The sequence below is a fragment of the Flavobacterium lacisediminis genome, assembly GCF_025909975.1.
GTDB classification, from domain to species: domain Bacteria; phylum Bacteroidota; class Bacteroidia; order Flavobacteriales; family Flavobacteriaceae; genus Flavobacterium; species Flavobacterium lacisediminis.
The window spans coordinates 443,137-461,760 of record NZ_JAPCIO010000001.1; the positions used below are offsets into that span (position 1 = coordinate 443,137).

The window sequence follows — 18,624 nt, forward strand, 5'->3', positions numbered from 1 at the left end:
TTAAAACTTATAAATCTCCTCAGGCGTCACACAAAAATCCAATTTCACATCATTTTCCGAAACATCCTCAATTTTTTCTTCTGGAGGAAAAAACGACAACCCAATTTTAATTGTTTCTTGCTTGCATTTACTTAAAAAGTTATCGTAAAAGCCTTTTCCATACCCAACACGATTTCCTTGCTTGTCGTAAGCTAAAAGCGGTACAAAAACCACATCAATTTTCGCATCAGGCACTTCTAAACCATCAACCGGTTCTGGAACGTTGTAATTGTTCTTTTTGATTTTGGTATTATCGGTCAATAAAAAATGCGTCATTCCTAAAGTAGCAAAATCGCACTTCGAAATGACGATTTCTTTATCTTTTCCCGCTAAAATTTGAAGAATATATTCGGTATTGATTTCTTTTTGCTCTTCAATCGTTAAAAACAAATGATAATACAATTTGTCCCAAATGTCCATTCGCAACAATTGGTTCGCAATCGCTAAACTTTTGTCTTCGATTTCCTCTTGAGTTAACTTTTGCCTTTCAGCTTTTGCCTTTTGCCTTAACGATTTCTTATCCATTTACAGACGCTTTCAATTCGTCTATAAATTTAGTCAAATGTTCTACTTCTACGTGATCCATTAACACAATTTTGTACCATTTGTTGTTTTCGTTGTGTTGTTGCGGAACCAAATCGTACTTTTCAGCAATTTTTTCTGGAATCGATTCCGAATGAATCGTTACGATATTCATAAACGGTTCACGGAAATATTTAATGTTTAAATGGTCTAATTCGTTACATAAAAATTGCGTGCGCATTTGTAAAATACTCACTTTTTCAAACCAACCATAAGCGCCATAAGTAAATAAAATCATCCAAACCGCTACGGCATTCGCGCCAGAACGACTTCCGCAAAGCGTTAAATCCATGCCTTCTACGTATTCTGCTTCTTTGGTCAATACGTTTTCGATTAAGCCTTTTCGACAAACAAAAACACCTGTTCCATAAGGCGCTTGCAACATTTTGTGCGCATCAATCGTAATTGAACTTATTTTCGGATTGCTGAAGTTGATATTCGATTTTTGATTGCTAAACGGATACACAAATCCGCCATAAGCACCATCAATGTGCAAACGGTAAGTAACGTTATGTTTTTCTAATATCGAAGTATAATCATCTGGATTATCAACCGAACCAAACATGGTTGTTCCCATATTTGAAACGGCAATGAAGTACTTTTTACCATTATTTTTAGCTTCTGAAATGATGTTATCCAATGCATTCACATCAATTTCACGGTTTTCAAACCCAACTGGAATTTTCAACCAATCGATTTGCAATAAATTAGAAGCCTTTGGAATCGAATAATGCGTGTCTTCCGATGCTAAAATGGCAATTTCGTCTAATTTCGCATCAAAATTATGTAGAAATTCATTTCTAAAAACCCAAATGGCTTGAATATTAGCTTCCGTTCCACCAGGAGCGATGTAGCCGTCGAATTCGTTTTCTTTAGCTTTGAAAATATCAACAGCAATTACATTTAAAACTTCACGTTCAATTTCTTGTGTACCATAAAATGCTTTTTCAGAAGTGCCAAAAGTGTGACAACCAATGTTATTTGGATTCGCAACATAGGTTTGAAGCGTGGGTGCATCTTTCAAAAAAGGCGCATCATCATAAAAAACGCGACTATCTAACTTAGAAGCCGGATAGCCTAAAGAAGCATCTTTTGAGAAGTTAACATTATCATGCAAAGCCTTATCAATTCGGGCTTTTCTTTCTTCGTGTGTAAGTTTTTTCCAGAAGTTCATACCTAAAAATTTTGACGAAATTACAGGTACTAATTCAATAAAAACATGATAATTGTTAGCTTTCTGATTCTAAGTGAGTAGAAATGTGAAAAATAGCATCGCCTTGGTAAATAATAGGCGCATCATTTACATTAATTACATAACCTTCATGTGGCGCTTTCATTTTGTGCTCTACTTTTCCGTAAGGATCAGAAATAGTAGCCAATAATTCGCCTTTTTTAACAAAACTACCAATCGTAGTTAAACCATGAAACATACCGGAATATTTCGCTCTAATCCAACTAGATTTTTCTATATAAATGGTTTTGTTGTCTTTTTTTGTTGCTTTTTTTCTCGGATTTAGCATTTCTAAATGATCTAAAAAACGCTTGGTTCCTTCCACGGCTTCTTCAGTAACTTGAAGGTTTATATCTAATGATTTTCCGCCTTCAAAAAGCAACATTTTAACGCCTAATTTATCGCAAGAATTTCGGAACGAACCCGAAATATTCTTCGAATACAATGTAAAAGGCGCATTAAAAACATCGGAAAGTTCTTTTAATTCTGGATTTTCTGGCACAATTCTAATTTGTGGAGCATTAAAACGACTGGCGCCACCCGCATGAAAATCGATAGCGTAATCTACATGCGGAATAATATCTTTTAAAATATAATACGCAAAACGACTTGCCAAAGAACCCGTTTTACTTCCAGGAAAAACCCGATTCAAATCGCGACCATCTGGGAATTCTCTAGTTTGATTTACAAATCCGAAAATATTGATAATCGGAATACAAATTATCGTTCCTCGCTTAGGTTTGTTGATTTTTTGAATGATTAACTGGCGCACAATTTCGGTTCCGTTGATTTCATCACCATGCAAGCAAGCGGTGAATAAAACTGTTGGACCATCAATTTTTGAACGCTCCACAATTATTGGAATCTTCAATTTATTCATGGTGTGCAACTTGGCAATTTCCATGTTAATGGTTTTGCTTTCGCCAGCTAAAATGGTTTCTTTAAGGATTACAAGTGGTTTTGAGGCTGTCATTTGGTTGATTCTAAGGTGTTAAAAATACGAAAAGTTCAAGAACAAGGGCAAGTTCAAGTTCAAAAATCAATATTTTTTTGGAACACAAATTGAAGAAATGAAAAGTTTAAAGTAAAGCGTCTCTGTGTAACTCTATTCAAAAGCATCAAAATCAAAAAAAGCTCTGTGAATCTCTGTGTAAAAAATAACGCTCCAATCAGCGCTGCAAAGCATCCGTTTCATCCGCGTGCGAATTAAAACAATTCTCTTATCTTTGTTCTTTACCTCTTTTTTAAAAATGCAAACACCATTAGAACTTCAAATCCAAACTTTGCCCGATAATCCGGGCGTGTATCAGTATTATGATAAGGATGGAAAAATTCTATATGTTGGGAAGGCGAAAAATTTAAAAAAGCGCGTTCAATCGTATTTTACAAAGAATCACGATAATTATAAAACATCGGTTTTAGTAAAGAAAATTGTTGCGATAAAACATATTGTTGTTCCAACGGAAACCGATGCATTATTGTTGGAAAACAACTTAATTAAAAAGCTGCAACCGCGTTATAATGTGTTGCTTCGCGATGACAAAACCTATCCTTGGATTTGTATCAAAAACGAACGTTTTCCCAGAATATTTTCCACTCGAAAAATGATTAAAGATGGTTCGGAATATTTTGGACCTTATACTAGTTTTAAAACCGTTCATACGATTTTGGATTTAATTAAAGAATTGTATCCACTTAGAACTTGTAATTACGATTTATCGAAAGCTAATATCGATTCGGGAAAATTTAAAGTGTGTTTGGAATATCATATTGGAAATTGCAAAGGACCATGTGAAGGTTATGAATCTTTGGAGCATTATCAAAGTCAGATTGAAAAAATCCGTCAAATTTTAAAGGGAAATTTCAAAGAAAGTTTGAAAGATTTTAAGAAATTAATGACTGATTTGGCAATGGAAATGAAGTTTGAAGAAGCGCAAAAAATTAAAGAAAAAATCGAGGTTTTAGAAAATTACCAATCGCGTTCCACAATTTTGAATCCGAAAATATCCAATTTAGATGTGTTTTCGATTATTTCCGATGAAACAATGGCGTATGTGAATTTTTTACAGATTTCGCATGGAGCCATCGTTCGTTCGCATACATTGGAATTGAAGAAAAAATTAGACGAAACCAACGAAGAATTGTTAGAATTAGCCGTAGTAGAATTGCGTGAACGTTTTCATTTGAATTCCAGAGAAATTGTGGTTCCATTCGTGATTGATTTGGGCGAAAATATTAAAGTTACTGTTCCACAATTGGGCGATAAAAAGCAAATTTTAGAATTATCAGAACGCAATGCCAAATATTACAGATTAGATCAATTAAAGCAAATTCAAATCGTTGATCCAGAGCGACACACCAATCGCATCATGGCGCAAATGCAAAAAGATTTGCGTTTATCGGTTGAACCAAGACATATTGAATGTTTTGATAATTCGAACATTCAAGGAACGAATCCCGTTTCGGCTTGTGTAGTGTTTAAAGATGGAAAACCGAGTAAGAAAGATTATCGTCATTTCAATATCAAAACGGTTGAAGGTCCAAATGACTTTGCTTCGATGGAAGAAGTCGTGTACCGAAGATATAAACGAATGTTAGATGAAAATCAGCCGTTGCCACAATTGATTATTATTGATGGTGGAAAAGGGCAATTATCATCAGCATTAAAAAGTATTGATGATTTAGGATTACGAGGCAAAATTGCCATTATCGGAATTGCAAAACGTTTGGAAGAATTGTTTTATCCAGGCGATTCAGCTCCGTTATATTTGGATAAAAAATCGGAAACCTTGAAAGTGATTCAGTTTTTAAGAAACGAAGCGCACCGATTTGGAATTACACATCATCGCGACAAACGAAGTAAATCAGCGTTAACGAATAGCTTAGAAAGCATTCCTGGAATTGGCGAAAAAACTATGATTACATTAATGAAACATTTCAAAAGTGTTAAAAGATTGCAAAATGCCGACGAAAAAGCAATTTCTGAAGTTGTAGGTGTTTCAAAAGCCAAAAAAATTTCCGACTTTTACAAGAATAAATCCCTATAAAAAGAAATGAAAAAACTGCTCTTGTTTGTAAGCCTACTAATTTTTACCCAAATCAGCTTAGGACAAGAAAATCAGCGACCAAAAGTAGGACTTGTGCTTAGTGGAGGTGGTGCAAAAGGATTGGCACATATTGGTGTTCTTAAAGTAATTGATTCGCTCGGAATTAAGGTAGATTACATTGCTGGAACCAGTATGGGAGCCATCGTGGGCGGATTGTACGCGTCTGGATATAATGCAGAGCAATTAGATTCTATTTTTTCTAAAATTGACGTAGATGCCTTGCTTCAAGATTACACACCTAGGGAATCAAAATCGTTTTACGAAAAACGAAATGATGAGATTTACGCCTTAACGCTACCGTTTAATAAATTCAAATTAGGTTTACCTTCTGGTTTATCTAAAGGCCTTTATAATTTCAATCTAATTTCTTCTTTAACACAACAAGTAAGTCATATAAGAGATTTTGACGAGTTACCCATTCCGTTTTTATGTATTGCAACTGATGCTGAAACTGGCGAAAAAATTGTTTTGGATTCTGGGGTTTTAGCTCAAAATATGATTGCCAGTGGTGCGTTGCCTACGTTGTACAGCCCAGTTGAAATGAACGGAAGATTATTGATTGATGGTGGAGTTATAGATAATTATCCTGTTGAAGAACTAAAAGCAAGAGGATTGGATATTATAATTGGTGTTGACGTTCAGGATGGTTTAAAGACTAGAGAAGAATTGAAAGAGGTAACATCGGTTTTAGCACAGATTAATAATTTTTCCATGATTGAAAAAATGGAGGGAAAACAAAAAGCAACTGATATTTACATCAAACCAGACATTAAAGGCTATACCGTTGTAGATTTTGAAAAAGGCAATGAAATTATTGCAAAAGGGAAAGAAAAAGCGTTAGAATTTATAAAGGAATTAGCACCATATGGAAATTCAAATTCAAAAAATGATAAAAAAATAGTCTTTCAAGATTCTATTTATATCAAAGATATTGTGTTTAATAAACTGGATAATTATACTCGTGCATACATTGTAGGGAAATTAAAGTTCAAAAGAAATACCAAAATTTCTAATGCCCAATTGCAAAAGGGAATTTTAAATTTAAATGCTACACAAAATTTTAGCGCTATCAATTATTCATTTGAAAAAATGCAAGATGGCGACAAATTAATTTTGCAATTAAAGGAAAATGACAACAATACATTCTTGAAATTTGGATTGCACTATGATGATTTGTTTAAAAGTGGAATTTTATTGAACTACACTAAAAAGCGGCTAATAGCTAAAAACGATGTAGCTTCATTAGATGTTATTTTAGGTGATAATATTCGTTATAATTTTGATTATTATATTGATAATGGCTTTCATTGGAGTTTTGGGTTCAATTCAAAGTTAACGACATTTAATAGAAACATTACAAGTAACATTGCTGATGATGCTATTTTTAATACCACAGCAAGTGCCATTAATGTAGATTTTTTCGACTTGAGTAACCAAGCGTATTTGCAAACCATTTTTGCTCAAAAATTTTCATTAGGTGGCGGATTAGAATTTAAATTTTTACGATTAGAATCGGAAACACTAGAAAACACAGATCCTGTTTTTGATAGTAGTGATTATCTGTCGGTATTTGGTTTTGTAAAATATGACTCATTTGATAAAAAGTATTTTCCAAGAACTGGCTGGAATTTTAATTCTGAGATACGTTCTTATGTTTATTCATCTGATTATAAAAATAATTTTGAACGATTTTCAGTAGCAAAAGCTGATTTTGGTGTTGCACAAACCGTTTTTAAAAATATGACGCTTAAATTTCAAACTGAAGGTGGTTTTGCAGTAGGCGAAAGAAGTGTTTCTTATTTTGATTTTATTTTAGGAGGTTACGGATTTCAACAAGTAAATAACATCAAGCCCTTTTTTGGTTATGATTTTTTAAGTATTGCTGGAGATAGTTATGTAAAACTTTTATTAACAGCAGATTATGAGATTTTTAAGAAGCATCATTTAAATTTTATTGCTAACTTTGCTAATGTTGGAGATAAGATTTTTGATACTTTAGATACTTGGTTGGTAAAGCCTAATTATTCAGGCTATTCTGTAGGTTACGGAATGGAAACAGTAATTGGACCAGTAGAAATCAAACACTCATGGTCGCCAGAAACTAGAGATCATTACACATGGTTCTCAGTAGGATTTTGGTTTTAAAATATTTTTTTCGATATTTGTAATGATGAAAAATTGGACAGACTTACTTTCGCATTTAAAGTTCCTCATCAAGAGAAATCCTGAGTGAGCATAACTTCTTTTTGATTTATAGTGAGATTTTATAATCTTGCTTTAAGCTATTACAGAACTTTTAATAAAAGAAAAAATGCCAATATATCACAAACTAGGGAATATCCCTCATAAACGTCATATACAATTCCGCAAACCAAACGGCGATTTGTATTATGAACAATTGTTCGGAACAGTTGGTTTTGACGGTATGTCAACCAATTCGTATCACGAGCAAAGACCTACTCAGGTTAAAGAAATCAGAAGACAATATAGTGTTGCGCCAAAAATCGCAAAGTCAAATAACATTCAGTCTTATAAATTAAGAGGGTTTGAAATTGAGCCACAAGACGATTTTCTAGAAAGTAGAAAAATTGTTTTAACAAATTCGGATTGTCATATCGTTTTAGCTGCACCTAGAAAGTCAACAACCGATTATTTTTATAAAAATACGGATTCAGACGAAGTGATTTTCATTCATAAAGGAACAGGAAAATTAAGAACCATGTTAGGAAATTTAGATTTCAAATATGGCGATTACTTAGTAGTTCCAAGGGGAATGATTTATAAAATGGATTTCGATACCGAAGACAATCGTTTGTTTATCGTTGAATCACATTCACCTGTTTACACTCCAAAACAATATAGAAACTGGTTCGGACAACTTTTAGAACATTCGCCATTTTGTGAAAGAGATATTCGTCGTCCAGAAGAATTAGAAACATACAACGAAAAAGGTGATTTCGTAATTAAAGTAAAGAAAAAAGACGAAATTTTCGAAATGGTTTACGCTTCACATCCGTTTGATGTAATTGGATACGACGGTTTTAATTATCCGTATGCATTTTCAATTCATGATTTCGAACCGATTACAGGAAGAATTCATTTACCACCACCAATTCACCAAACTTTTGAAACAAATGCTTTCGTAATTTGTTCATTTGTACCAAGGTTATACGATTATCATCCATTATCTATTCCTGCACCATACAACCACAGTAATATTGATGCTGATGAGGTATTATATTATGTGGATGGTGATTTCATGAGCAGAAACGATGTAAAACCAGGAAACATTTCCTTACATCCTGCTGGAATTCCTCACGGACCGCACCCTGGAGCAGCTGAAAGAAGTATTGGTAAAAAAGAAACGTTAGAATTAGCTGTAATGGTAGACACTTTCAAACCATTAATGGTTACAGAAGATGCTATGGGTATTGCAGATGACACGTACTTTCAATCTTGGTTAGAAGAATAAAAATTAAACACAACTTTTGGTAATGTATTACCATTTTTAAAAACATTAGAATTATGTCACAAGAAATAAAATCAGTAGAATACGGATTAGAAAAAATATTTGAAGGAGCACAAGATTTTTTACCTTTAATGGGAACAGATTATGTAGAGTTTTATGTAGGTAACGCAAAACAAGCCGCGCATTTTTACAAAACCGCTTTTGGATTTCAATCATTAGCATATGCAGGATTGGAAACTGGAGTAAAAGATAAAGCGTCTTACGTGTTAAAACAAGATAAAATCCGTTTGGTATTAACTACAGCTTTAAATAGTGATTCGCCAATTGGTGAGCACGTAAAAAAACACGGAGATGGTGTTAAAGTTATCGCACTTTGGGTTGAAGATGCGCGTCATTCATACGAAGAAACGACTAAACGTGGTGCAAAATCTTATTTTGAGCCTGTAGTTGAAAAAGATGAAAATGGAGAAGTAGTTCGCGCAGGTATTTATGGTGCTTACGGGGAAACGGTTTTCATTTTTGTAGAACGTAAAAATTACAACGGAATCTTTTTACCAGGATATAGCGAATGGAACTCTGATTATAATCCAACATCAGTAGGATTAAAATATATCGACCACATGGTGGGTAATACAGGTTGGAACAGAATGAACGAAGCGGTAAAATGGTTTGAAGATGTTATGGGATTCGTAAATTTCCTTTCATTTGACGACAAACAAATTACTACAGAATATTCTGCCTTAATGTCTAAAGTAATGTCTAATGGTAATGGTAGAATTAAATTTCCTATCAACGAACCAGCAGAAGGAAAAAAACGTTCTCAAATTGAAGAATATTTAGATTTTTATGAAGGTGAAGGAGTTCAGCACATTGCAGTTGCAACAGATGATATTATAACAACAGTTGCAGAAATGCGCGCAAGAGGAATTGAATTTTTAAGTACACCTCCTCAAGCATATTATGATGCAATTCCTGAAAGATTAAAAGACCACATGTCTAAATTTAAAGAAGATATCAACGAACTTCAAAAATTAGGTATCATGATTGATGCTGACGAAGAAGGATATTTATTGCAAATTTTTACCAAGCCAGTTGAAGATCGTCCAACGCTTTTCTTCGAAATTATTCAAAGAATGGGTGCAAGAGGATTTGGTGCAGGTAACTTTAAAGCCCTTTTTGAGTCGATTGAACGCGAACAAGAATTGCGAGGTACATTATAAAAACGATAAATTATTAACAATTCATTAAATTATAACGTTGTAGTAGTGTCATTTTTGATAAAAATATGTTAAAGTTGAAATTTAACTAAGAATAACTCAAAAAACATTTCTACATTTGCACTCGCAAAACAGGGAGGTAGTTTGCCTTGTTTTGACAGTAAATTTTCATAATTTATAGTTTTTTGGTTGGTTAATAGCATAAAAACTCAGTCATATTTTTGACTGGGTTTTTTTGTTTTAGTATTTTTGGAACAGAAATTGCATTTTCATTTCTAAAAATGAATAAACTATGAAAAAAATTATCTTACTTCTCGTTTTATTTGTGTTTACAAATTCCTTTGTAGTACAAGAAAATGCATATACAACTGGAGAGTGGTTCAAACTTCGAATTCACTATGGAATGGTTAATGCCGGCTATGCCACTTTGGAAATCAAAGACGCCGTTAAAAACAATAAAAAAGTACATCACGTTATAGGAAAAGGCTGGACAGTAGGAATGACCAAGTTTTTCTTTGAAGTAGATGATAATTATGAAAGTTATTTCGATAAACAAACGGGAAAACCATATCAGTTTGTTAGAAAAATTAATGAAGGAGGCTATACTAAAAATCAAGAAGGCTTTTTTAATCAAGAACGAAATACCGTTTTAGTTAAAGATTATAAACACAAAACCGAAAAAACATTTTCAGTACCAGAAGACATACAAGATATTGTGTCATCATTTTACTATTTGAGAAACCATCCAAAAATTGATAAATTAAAAGTAGGTGAATCCATTGCAATAGATATGTTTTTTGATAATGAAACCACAAAGTTTAAGTTAAAATTTGTTGGTCGAGAAGATATAAAAACTAAATTTGGAAAAGTTTCTTGTATGATATTTAAACCCTATGTTCAAGCAGGTAGAGTATTTAAAGAAGAAGAAAGCTTAACAGTTTGGATTTCAGATGATGACAATAAAATTCCAATCCGTTTAAAAGCAAGTTTAGCAGTAGGTTCTTTAAAAGCCGATTTAGAAGCTTTTAAAGGTTTAAAAAATTCATTCAAAGTTAAAGTAGAAAAATAATGGAAGTAACTCCTAAAATTCAAGAACAATTAGATCAACTTCATGATAAATTTGAAGCAATAAATCAAAATACATCCACTCATTTGGAAGGTTTGCTTTGGGCTAAACCCATCACGTATTGGGATTATATTCAAACAGATGCGCTTTTGAGTCTTCAAACTCAACGAACCACTTTGCCAGACGAAATGGTTTTTGTAATGTATCATCAAGTAAACGAGTTGTTGTTCAAAATGATTCTATGGGAAATGAACCAATTATGTCATAACGAAAAACCAACAACTGATTATTTTACCGAGAAATTAGGAAGAATTAGTCGTTATTTTGATATGTTAACCACATCTTTCGATATCATGAAAGACGGAATGGAGCCGGAACAGTATCTAAAATTCAGAAATACTTTAACACCAGCGAGTGGATTTCAATCGGCACAATATCGTTTAATCGAATTCAGTTCTACAGATTTAATCAACTTAATTGACAACCGTTTCAGAGCTACCATAGATAGAAATACTCCATATGACCACGCTTTTGAGCATTTGTATTGGCAAGCGGCTGGAAAAGATTATCATACTGGTGAAAAATCGTATTTAATTTTGGAATTCGAAAGAAAATACAAAAAAGTGTTCTTAGATTGGATGGAAGAATACAACACAATTAATTTGTGGAGAAAATTCAAACAATTGCCAGAAACTGACCAACAAAATCCTGAATTAGTAGCTGCTATGCGTCATTATGACAAAACAGTTAATATTACTTGGGTAATGGGTCACTTTAACGCTGCTAAAAAATACATCGAGAGTGTTCCAGGAAATCACGAAGCTACAGGTGGAAGCGATTGGAAAAAATACATGTTACCAAAATACCAAAAAAGAATATTCTTCCCTGAATTATGGACGAAAGAAGAATTAGATAACTGGGGAGAATAACCGCATAGCGCACAAAACAAAAAACATTGAGATATTTAGTACTAGCCATTTTATTTGTTACTTTTTTTACCGCTTGTAATTCGAAAGATGAGGCAGAGAAAGCTAAAAAAGCAACAGTAAAAAAAGAACCTATCATAAAAGAATTCGGATTTACATTTAACGACTATAAAGTGGTTAGAGATACTATTCGTTCGGGTGATACGTTTGGAAAATTACTAGAAAAATTCCCATTAAAAGATAGTTTACGAATCCACGATGTTACTGAAAAAGTAAAGGATTCATTCAATGTTCGACGAATAAAAGCAGGGAAACCTTACATTTTATTTTTAGACAAGGAAAAGCCAAATACATTACAAGCTTTAGTTTACATAGAAGACAGAATTAATTATACAGTTGTTGATTTTAGAGATTCTATTGTTGTATCTAACAAACAAAAACCTACTACTTTAAGAAGAAGAGTCGTAGCAGCGGAAATAGAAGGTTCATTGTCTGAAACTTTAGGTAATGCAGGAGTTAGCGCTGGTTTAGCAAATAAATTAGCCAATATTTATGCTTACACAGTCGATTTCTTTAAAATTCAAAAAGGCGATAAATTTGCGGTTACGATTAATGAACGTTATATTGATGACTCTATTTACGTAGGTGTAGAAAGCATTGAGGCTTCTTATTTTGAACACAAAGGGAAAAAGATTTTTGCTTTTCCATATAAATTGTCTGAAAATCAGAAACAGGAAGATTTTTATGATGAAAACGGAAAAGGTTTAAAAAGTATGTTTCTAAAAGCACCCTTAGATTATTTCAGAATTTCGTCTCGTTTTTCAGGCAGACGTTTTCATCCAGTGCAAATGCGTTTTAAAGCTCATAATGGAACTGATTACGCAGCACCTCATGGAACACCAATTAAAACAACAGCTTCAGGAGTTGTAGAACGAACAGGTTACACCGCAGGAAATGGAAATTTTGTAAAAGTCCGTCATAGTTCTACTTATTCTACACAATACCTCCACATGTCTAAGATAACAGTGAGAAACGGACAACGTGTATCACAAGGGCAAGTAATAGGTAAAGTAGGAAGCACAGGTTTGGCAACCGGACCTCATGTTTGTTATCGTTTCTGGAAAAATGGTGTGCAAGTTGACCCGCTTAGGCTGAAATTGCCAAATGCTGAACCAATGAATGAATCACACAAACAAAAATATTTAGCGCATATTGCTCCTTTAAAGAAAGAATTGGATAGTATAACTGCAGTAAAATTTAAAGAATAATGGCACTACCAAAAGTAAATCCGTCACAAACTGCCGCTTGGCAGCAAATACAATTACATTTTGAGAAAATGCAAGCAAATTCAATGAAAGATTTGTTTGCGTCTGATTCAAATAGAGCTGAAAAATTTCACATTCAATGGAATGATTTTTTAGTTGATTTTTCTAAAAATATTGTCAATCAAGAAACATTAGATTTGTTATTAAATTTAGCTAACGAAGTTAATTTAAAACAAGCGATTACCAGTTGTTTTCAAGGCGATATAATCAATCAAACCGAGAACAGAGCCGTTTTACACACCGCTTTACGCGCGAAAGAATCAGCCAATGTTTTGGTCGATGGCATTAATGTAATGCCAGAAGTGTATTCGGTAAAAAACAAAATCAAAAACTTCTCTAACGAAGTTATCTCAGGAAATAGAAAAGGATTCACAGGAAAACCATTTACCGATATCGTAAATATTGGAATTGGTGGTTCTGATTTGGGTCCAGCCATGATTGTAGAAGCTTTGCAATTCTATAAAAATCATTTAAACGTTCATTTTGTCTCCAATGTAGATGGCGATCACGTTAACGAAGTAATCAAAAAATTAAATCCAGAAACGACTTTATTTGTAGTAGTTTCTAAAACCTTTACTACGCAAGAAACCTTATCTAATGCTGAAACTATCAGAAGTTGGTTCTTACAATCAGCTTCACAAGAGGATGTAGCGAAGCATTTCGTAGCGGTTTCAACGAATATCCAAAAAGTAACCGAATTCGGAATTAATCCTGATAATGTTTTCCCAATGTGGGATTGGGTTGGAGGTCGTTTCTCGTTATGGAGTGCCGTTGGTTTATCCGTAAGTTTAGCAGTTGGATTCGATAATTTTGATAAATTATTGAAAGGTGCTAACGAAATGGACGAACATTTCAAAAACGAATCTTTCGACAAAAATATTCCAGTAGTTTTAGCTTTATTGAGCATTTGGTACAACAACTTTTTTGGTGCCGAAAGCGAAGCTTTAATTCCTTATACCCAATATTTACAGAAGTTAGCACCTTACTTGCAACAAGGTATCATGGAAAGCAACGGAAAAAGTATTGGCAGAGATGGAAAACCAGTAAATTATCAAACTGGAACCATTATTTGGGGTGAACCAGGAACGAATTCCCAACACGCTTTTTTTCAATTGATCCACCAAGGAACCAAATTAATTCCAACGGATTTTATCGGATTCAAACAATCGCTTTACGGAAACAAAGACCATCACGACAAATTAATGTCGAATTTCTTTGCGCAAACCGAAGCTTTATTAATGGGTAAAACGGAAGCGCAAGTAAAAGCAGAATTCGAGAAACAAAACATTTCAGGTGAAAAAGCCGATTTTCTATTGCCTTTCAAAGTGTTTTCGGGAAATAAACCTACGAATACCATTCTTATTAATAAATTAACTCCAGAAACATTAGGAGCTTTGGTAGCCATGTACGAGCACAAAATTTTCGTGCAAGGTATCATTTGGAACATCTTCAGTTATGACCAATGGGGTGTGGAATTAGGGAAACAACTAGCGAATTCTATCTTAGATGAAATCGTAACAAAAGAGGTTAAAAATCACGATAGTTCAACATCATTTTTGTTGAAAGCCTATTTGGAATAAGTTTTGGTAATACATTATATAAAAACCTCTTATTCATTTTTTTGAGTAAGAGGTTTTTTAATTTCCTATATTTGTAATTCACTTTAAAAAAATTAGGTATGTACGAAACTATTCAATCTGTTCACTCTATTTTAGCGTATGCCGCTTTAGGTTTATTGTTATTGGCTTCTATTAATGCCATTTTTGGATTAACTTCTAAAAAAATATTTACAGACAAAGATTTACGCTTGTCTTTATTTACCTTGATTATTTGTCACATTCAATTATTAATTGGATTGATTTTGTATTTTGTTTCTCCACTTGGCGCTGGGCAATTAGGAAACATGAAAGACGCTGCTATGCGTTTGACTTCGTTAGAGCATCCTTTAGTTAACATTATTGCATTAGCAGTAATCACAATCGGATGGTCGAAACATAAAAAAGAAGAAAGTAACAACGGAAAATTCAAAAAGATTGCCGTTTTCTATACATTAGGTTTAGTGTTAATCTTATCAAGACTTCCTTGGGCTAATTGGTTCAACTAGTCTTTGGTACAATCTTTGGTAATAAGTTTGCAAAATCATAAAATTATGAAGAAAAATATCCTAATAATATCGTTTGTATTACTTGTTACTGCATTAGTAAGCTTTTCTAATGGAACAAAATCAGGTTTCGTTAGAAAAGCTTCTTTAAATGATACGGTTAAGAAAAAAGATTCGCTTCAAATTTTAGATTCGATAAAAAAATCAGACTCTATTCGAGTAGCCGATTCTATAGCCAATCTAAAAACTAAACTATACAAGAAAAATGTTGAAGCTTCGCATTATTCTGACAAATTAAACGGAAGAAGAACCGCAAGCGGACAAGTTTTTAGTAACAAAAAATACACGGCCGCTCATAAAACGCTAAAATTTGGAACGAAAGTTAAAGTCACCAATTTAGCCAATAACAAAAGCGTTATCGTAACCATCAACGATAGAGGACCACATACTCGAAATAGAGAAATCGATTTGGCAAAACGTCCATTTTTAGATATTTCGCACAATAACGGACGCTCGCTTTTACGTGTGAGTTTAGAAATCGTAGAATAATTATTTCAATTTACTTCCTTTCGAAGCCCACCAAGGCACCGTTTCAACAACCAATCTTCCTGCTTTTACGGCTGGATCCAGATTTGCTAAGCTATCCGCTTCTTTCATGGTTTCGGTATTAAAAAGTAAAAATCCCGCAATAGTTTCGTGTTTATCAGACGGACCTGCAATACTGATTTTATTGGTTTTAGCTAACCAATTGATGTGTTCCATGTGCTTTTTCTGAATTTCCGCCGCTTCTTCCTTCGAATGTTCGCGATTCGGACCTTTTTTTAGCATGACCAAGAAATATTTCTGCATCACATACGTAGTATCGCCTTCTTTGTAACTAAAGGTTTCGTGATTGGTTTTCGGTTTGTCTGGATAAACAACAGTGTTTGAACCGCAAGCAAACAATAATACTAGTGCAAGTATTCCAAAAAGTACTTTCATTTTACCAAGATTTAAAAGGGTGGTTACTCAAATAAGCATTGTAATAACGTTCGTCAGAAGTGACTTCTTCACCTAACCAATTGGGTTTAGAAAAAGATTCATTTTCCGATTGTAGTTCAATTTCGGCAACAATTAAACCTTCGTTTTCGCCAAAAAAAACATCGACTTCAAAAAGATGGTTTTCATGCATTACGTTATATCGAATTTTATCAATAGCTCCTTTTTCACAAAGTGAGAATAAAGCTTCGGCTTCCGAAATAGCAATTTCTTTTTCCCATTCAAATCGGCTCATGCCCGAATCGTTTCCTTTACCTTTTATGGTTAAAAAGCCTTTGTCACCTTTGATTCTAACTCTAACGGTTCGTTCAGCATTTGAATTCAGATAACCTTGAACAATTCTAAAGTTTTCGCTGCTTTCTGAGATGAAATCGCGATTGTTAACGAGGAATTTGCGTTCTATTTCTACCAAAATTTAATATTTATTTAGGCATCTAAATTACGAAAAAAACCTTTCAATTTGTATCTTTACCCATATTAGACCTAAATCAGGAAGATGCTACGAAGAAAAACGAATACAACACCCGACGCCATCATTAGAAATTATTTTAATGAATTGCAGCTTTGGAAAAACGAAGAGAACGATATCGATATATTGGTTCAATTGGTGAATGCTATTCGTCCGAAAAACCCGAAAAAACTTGAAAAATTTAGTATTTTCCCTATAATTGAGTTCTTTACGAATCATCAAACGGAAAGAGAAAATTTTGTAGCCTATTTAAAAACTGTGTTGCAAAATAAAAATTTCGATGCCATTTTAACCGATGCAGGAATTTTACAAGACATCGATTTCTTTTATGAAGTAAAAAAGAGAATTTTCGCTAAAATCTTACCTTATCAAGCACCAAAAGATACTTTACAATACGTTTTAAATCAGATTTTTTATGCTGATTCTGATCCAATTTGGATTAATAAAATTCCGAAAGCAGAATTAGAAACACTATTCGATTTGTTTCAATTTGAAACCATTTACGAATCAGTGGAACCTAATGCGCCTTTATACGAAGTAATGGAAGCGATTAATTTATTGTCGCAACGTACCAGTGGAAAAGCTTTAGAAACCGATGTAATGAAAATGGTGCCCGAATATTCTGGTTTAGAAAGTCCGTTTGCGGCTTTTGAAAAAGAATTATACGCTATTGAAAAAACCATCCGAAACAAGGAATCGGAATTTCATACGACTTCATCAGATATCAATTTCAAGCAATTATTGGTGTTATATAAACAATGTAACGAATTTGTCGAGAAAGCCTTTCAAAACTCTTCTAAATACGGAATTTCGTTACGTGTGAACCAAAACCTATTAAGCATAAAACAACATTTGTATCGCATTGGTGTTTTGATGCCGCTTTTAGTGATTGATAAACCCGAAGAAAAGAAATCAAAATCGATAGAATTAGCCATCAAACTAATTAAATACAATTGTTTAAAAACCAACGTTAGAAAATTATTTGCCGAAAGCACGCAATTGTTGTCTTACGAAATTACGCAACACACCGCAAAAACAGGCGAACATTATATTACCGAATCGAAAACCGAATATTTCAAAATGTTATACGCAGCGCTTGGCGGTGGTTTGATTGTGGGTTTTTTGTGTATTATAAAATTACTATTGTCAAAAGTAGAAGCATCTGACTTTGGTCATGCTTTTTTCTATAGTATGAATTATTCGTTTGGTTTTATTGCGATTTATGTTTTAGGATTTACGTTAGCTACAAAACAGCCTGCTATGACGGCTGCAGCGTTAATTAGCGCTTTGGAAGATGGTTTGAAAAAGCAAGCCAGCGGAGATGGAGAAAAGCACAACAGTTTTGCTGTTTTATTCGCCCGATTGTTTCGTTCGCAGTTTATTGCCTTTGTGGGAAATGTCGTGATGGCTTTTCCAGTAGCGCTTTTAGGAATTTGGTTAATCGATTTAGCGTTTGATTACAATATTGCCGAAACCAAATGGCAAAAATTAGTTACCGATTTAAGTCCGATACATTCTATGGCGATTTTTCATGCTGCTATTGCTGGATTTTTCTTGTTCTTATCTGGAATTATCTCAGGAAGTATTGCGAATCGTGATAAACATTTTGATGTGTATTACCGAATTCAAGAACATCCGTTGTTAAAATTAAACTTCGGAAAAGCCAGAGCTGAAAAAATTTCAAAATGGTACGAACGCTATTGGGCAGGAATCATTTCCAACTTTTGGTTTGGTGTTTTCTTAGGAAGTACGGCTTCGGTTGGATTGTTTTTAGGGTTGAATTTAGACATCCGACATATTACGTTTGCCAGCGGAAACTTAGCTTTAGCCATTTACGGTGCCGATTATATGGTAGATAATGTGATGTTATTTTGGGGTATTTTAGGCATCGGAATTATTGGTTTTATCAACTTTATTGTGAGTTTTAGTTTGTCGCTTGGGTTGGCGTTTCGTTCGCGCAATATTCCGTTGGCGGAGTTACGACCAATTATTACGTCTATCAAACAACATTTCTTTAGAAAACCAATGAGTTTCTTTTTTCCTACCGAATAATT

Annotated in this window: 16 protein-coding genes; 11 read left to right on the forward strand and 5 right to left on the reverse strand. The window is 33.6% G+C overall.

All coding sequences use genetic code 11. The features are described from left to right. Genes OJ995_RS02165 through OJ995_RS02175 form a run of 3 tightly spaced genes read right to left on the reverse strand, consistent with a single transcriptional unit; the run spans position 1 to position 2,825 of the window. On the reverse strand, positions 1-564 hold the full coding sequence (locus OJ995_RS02165) for a 5-formyltetrahydrofolate cyclo-ligase (RefSeq protein WP_264367939.1): 564 nt from the start codon (positions 562-564) through the stop codon (positions 1-3). After that, the gene (locus OJ995_RS02170; protein WP_264367940.1) at positions 557-1,795 is read right to left on the reverse strand and encodes an aminotransferase class I/II-fold pyridoxal phosphate-dependent enzyme; all 1,239 of its coding nucleotides are present in this window, start codon (positions 1,793-1,795) and stop codon (positions 557-559) included. The genes OJ995_RS02165 and OJ995_RS02170 overlap by 8 nt, the downstream gene beginning before the upstream one ends. A 55-nt stretch (positions 1,796-1,850) precedes the next feature. Then, positions 1,851-2,825 carry a succinylglutamate desuccinylase/aspartoacylase family protein gene (locus tag OJ995_RS02175; RefSeq protein ID WP_264367941.1) on the reverse strand — a complete coding sequence of 325 codons (975 nt, stop codon included), beginning with the start codon at positions 2,823-2,825 and terminating at the stop codon, positions 1,851-1,853. A 277-nt stretch (positions 2,826-3,102) separates the two neighbouring features. Here OJ995_RS02175 and uvrC point away from each other — a divergent pair, with 277 nt between their 5' ends. From uvrC to OJ995_RS02225, 10 genes are all read left to right on the forward strand, one after another. Continuing rightward, positions 3,103-4,899, forward strand: coding sequence for an excinuclease ABC subunit UvrC (gene uvrC, locus OJ995_RS02180; protein WP_264367942.1), 1,797 nt, complete (start codon positions 3,103-3,105; stop codon positions 4,897-4,899). Between the two features lie 6 nt (positions 4,900-4,905). After that, a complete protein-coding gene (locus tag OJ995_RS02185; RefSeq protein ID WP_264367943.1) occupies positions 4,906-7,104 on the forward strand; it encodes a patatin-like phospholipase family protein in 2,199 nt (732 codons plus the stop codon). 166 nt (positions 7,105-7,270) lie between these two features. After that, positions 7,271-8,431 (forward strand): homogentisate 1,2-dioxygenase, encoded by a 1,161-nt coding sequence (locus OJ995_RS02190; protein ID WP_264367944.1) that lies wholly within the window; start codon positions 7,271-7,273, stop codon positions 8,429-8,431. Between the two features lie 53 nt (positions 8,432-8,484). After that, complete coding sequence (hppD, locus tag OJ995_RS02195; RefSeq protein WP_264367945.1) at positions 8,485-9,648, forward strand: 4-hydroxyphenylpyruvate dioxygenase; 1,164 nt, start codon at positions 8,485-8,487, stop codon at positions 9,646-9,648. Between the two features lie 289 nt (positions 9,649-9,937). Continuing rightward, a complete protein-coding gene (locus tag OJ995_RS02200) occupies positions 9,938-10,714 on the forward strand; it encodes a DUF3108 domain-containing protein (RefSeq protein WP_264367946.1) in 777 nt (258 codons plus the stop codon). Continuing rightward, the gene (locus OJ995_RS02205; protein WP_133609243.1) at positions 10,714-11,640 is read left to right on the forward strand and encodes a tryptophan 2,3-dioxygenase family protein; all 927 of its coding nucleotides are present in this window, start codon (positions 10,714-10,716) and stop codon (positions 11,638-11,640) included. Before OJ995_RS02200 ends, OJ995_RS02205 begins: the two co-directional genes overlap by 1 nt. A gap of 26 nt (positions 11,641-11,666) precedes the next feature. Continuing rightward, entirely contained in the window at positions 11,667-12,905 is a 1,239-nt protein-coding gene (locus OJ995_RS02210; RefSeq protein WP_264367947.1) for a M23 family metallopeptidase, read from the forward strand. After that, a complete protein-coding gene (pgi, locus tag OJ995_RS02215) occupies positions 12,905-14,542 on the forward strand; it encodes a glucose-6-phosphate isomerase (protein ID WP_264367948.1) in 1,638 nt (545 codons plus the stop codon). Before OJ995_RS02210 ends, pgi begins: the two co-directional genes overlap by 1 nt. 98 nt (positions 14,543-14,640) lie before the next feature. Further along, on the forward strand, positions 14,641-15,066 hold the full coding sequence (locus tag OJ995_RS02220) for a hypothetical protein (protein WP_264367949.1): 426 nt from the start codon (positions 14,641-14,643) through the stop codon (positions 15,064-15,066). A gap of 45 nt (positions 15,067-15,111) precedes the next feature. Then, a complete protein-coding gene (locus OJ995_RS02225) occupies positions 15,112-15,612 on the forward strand; it encodes a septal ring lytic transglycosylase RlpA family protein (RefSeq protein ID WP_264367950.1) in 501 nt (166 codons plus the stop codon). On the opposite strand, the gene OJ995_RS02230 is transcribed toward OJ995_RS02225, so the two are convergent. Both OJ995_RS02230 and OJ995_RS02235 read right to left on the reverse strand, forming a co-directional pair. Next, positions 15,613-16,044: a YciI family protein gene (locus tag OJ995_RS02230; protein WP_264367951.1), complete on the reverse strand. Its 432-nt coding sequence runs from the start codon at positions 16,042-16,044 to the stop codon at positions 15,613-15,615. It lies immediately after the preceding gene. A gap of 1 nt (position 16,045) precedes the next feature. Further along, positions 16,046-16,513, reverse strand: a complete 468-nt coding sequence (locus OJ995_RS02235) for a CYTH domain-containing protein (protein WP_264367952.1) — start codon at positions 16,511-16,513, stop codon at positions 16,046-16,048. Positions 16,514-16,597: 84 nt separating this feature from the next. Between OJ995_RS02235 and OJ995_RS02240 the strand changes: the two genes are divergently transcribed. Next, entirely contained in the window at positions 16,598-18,622 is a 2,025-nt protein-coding gene (locus tag OJ995_RS02240; RefSeq protein WP_264367953.1) for a site-specific recombinase, read from the forward strand. Positions 18,623-18,624: the final 2 nt, after the last annotated feature.

Coding starts and splice junctions, on each gene's coding strand:
- OJ995_RS02225 (WP_264367950.1), top strand. CDS start 15,112: ATGAAGAAAAATATCCTAATAATATCGTTTGTATTACTTGTTACTGCA.
- OJ995_RS02230 (WP_264367951.1), bottom strand. CDS start 16,044: ATGAAAGTACTTTTTGGAATACTTGCACTAGTATTATTGTTTGCTTGC.
- OJ995_RS02200 (WP_264367946.1), top strand. CDS start 9,938: ATGAAAAAAATTATCTTACTTCTCGTTTTATTTGTGTTTACAAATTCC.
- pgi (WP_264367948.1), top strand. CDS start 12,905: ATGGCACTACCAAAAGTAAATCCGTCACAAACTGCCGCTTGGCAGCAA.
- OJ995_RS02170 (WP_264367940.1), bottom strand. CDS start 1,795: ATGAACTTCTGGAAAAAACTTACACACGAAGAAAGAAAAGCCCGAATT.
- OJ995_RS02205 (WP_133609243.1), top strand. CDS start 10,714: ATGGAAGTAACTCCTAAAATTCAAGAACAATTAGATCAACTTCATGAT.
- OJ995_RS02185 (WP_264367943.1), top strand. CDS start 4,906: ATGAAAAAACTGCTCTTGTTTGTAAGCCTACTAATTTTTACCCAAATC.
- hppD (WP_264367945.1), top strand. CDS start 8,485: ATGTCACAAGAAATAAAATCAGTAGAATACGGATTAGAAAAAATATTT.
- OJ995_RS02220 (WP_264367949.1), top strand. CDS start 14,641: ATGTACGAAACTATTCAATCTGTTCACTCTATTTTAGCGTATGCCGCT.
- OJ995_RS02240 (WP_264367953.1), top strand. CDS start 16,598: ATGCTACGAAGAAAAACGAATACAACACCCGACGCCATCATTAGAAAT.
- OJ995_RS02190 (WP_264367944.1), top strand. CDS start 7,271: ATGCCAATATATCACAAACTAGGGAATATCCCTCATAAACGTCATATA.
- uvrC (WP_264367942.1), top strand. CDS start 3,103: ATGCAAACACCATTAGAACTTCAAATCCAAACTTTGCCCGATAATCCG.
- OJ995_RS02165 (WP_264367939.1), bottom strand. CDS start 564: ATGGATAAGAAATCGTTAAGGCAAAAGGCAAAAGCTGAAAGGCAAAAG.
- OJ995_RS02175 (WP_264367941.1), bottom strand. CDS start 2,825: ATGACAGCCTCAAAACCACTTGTAATCCTTAAAGAAACCATTTTAGCT.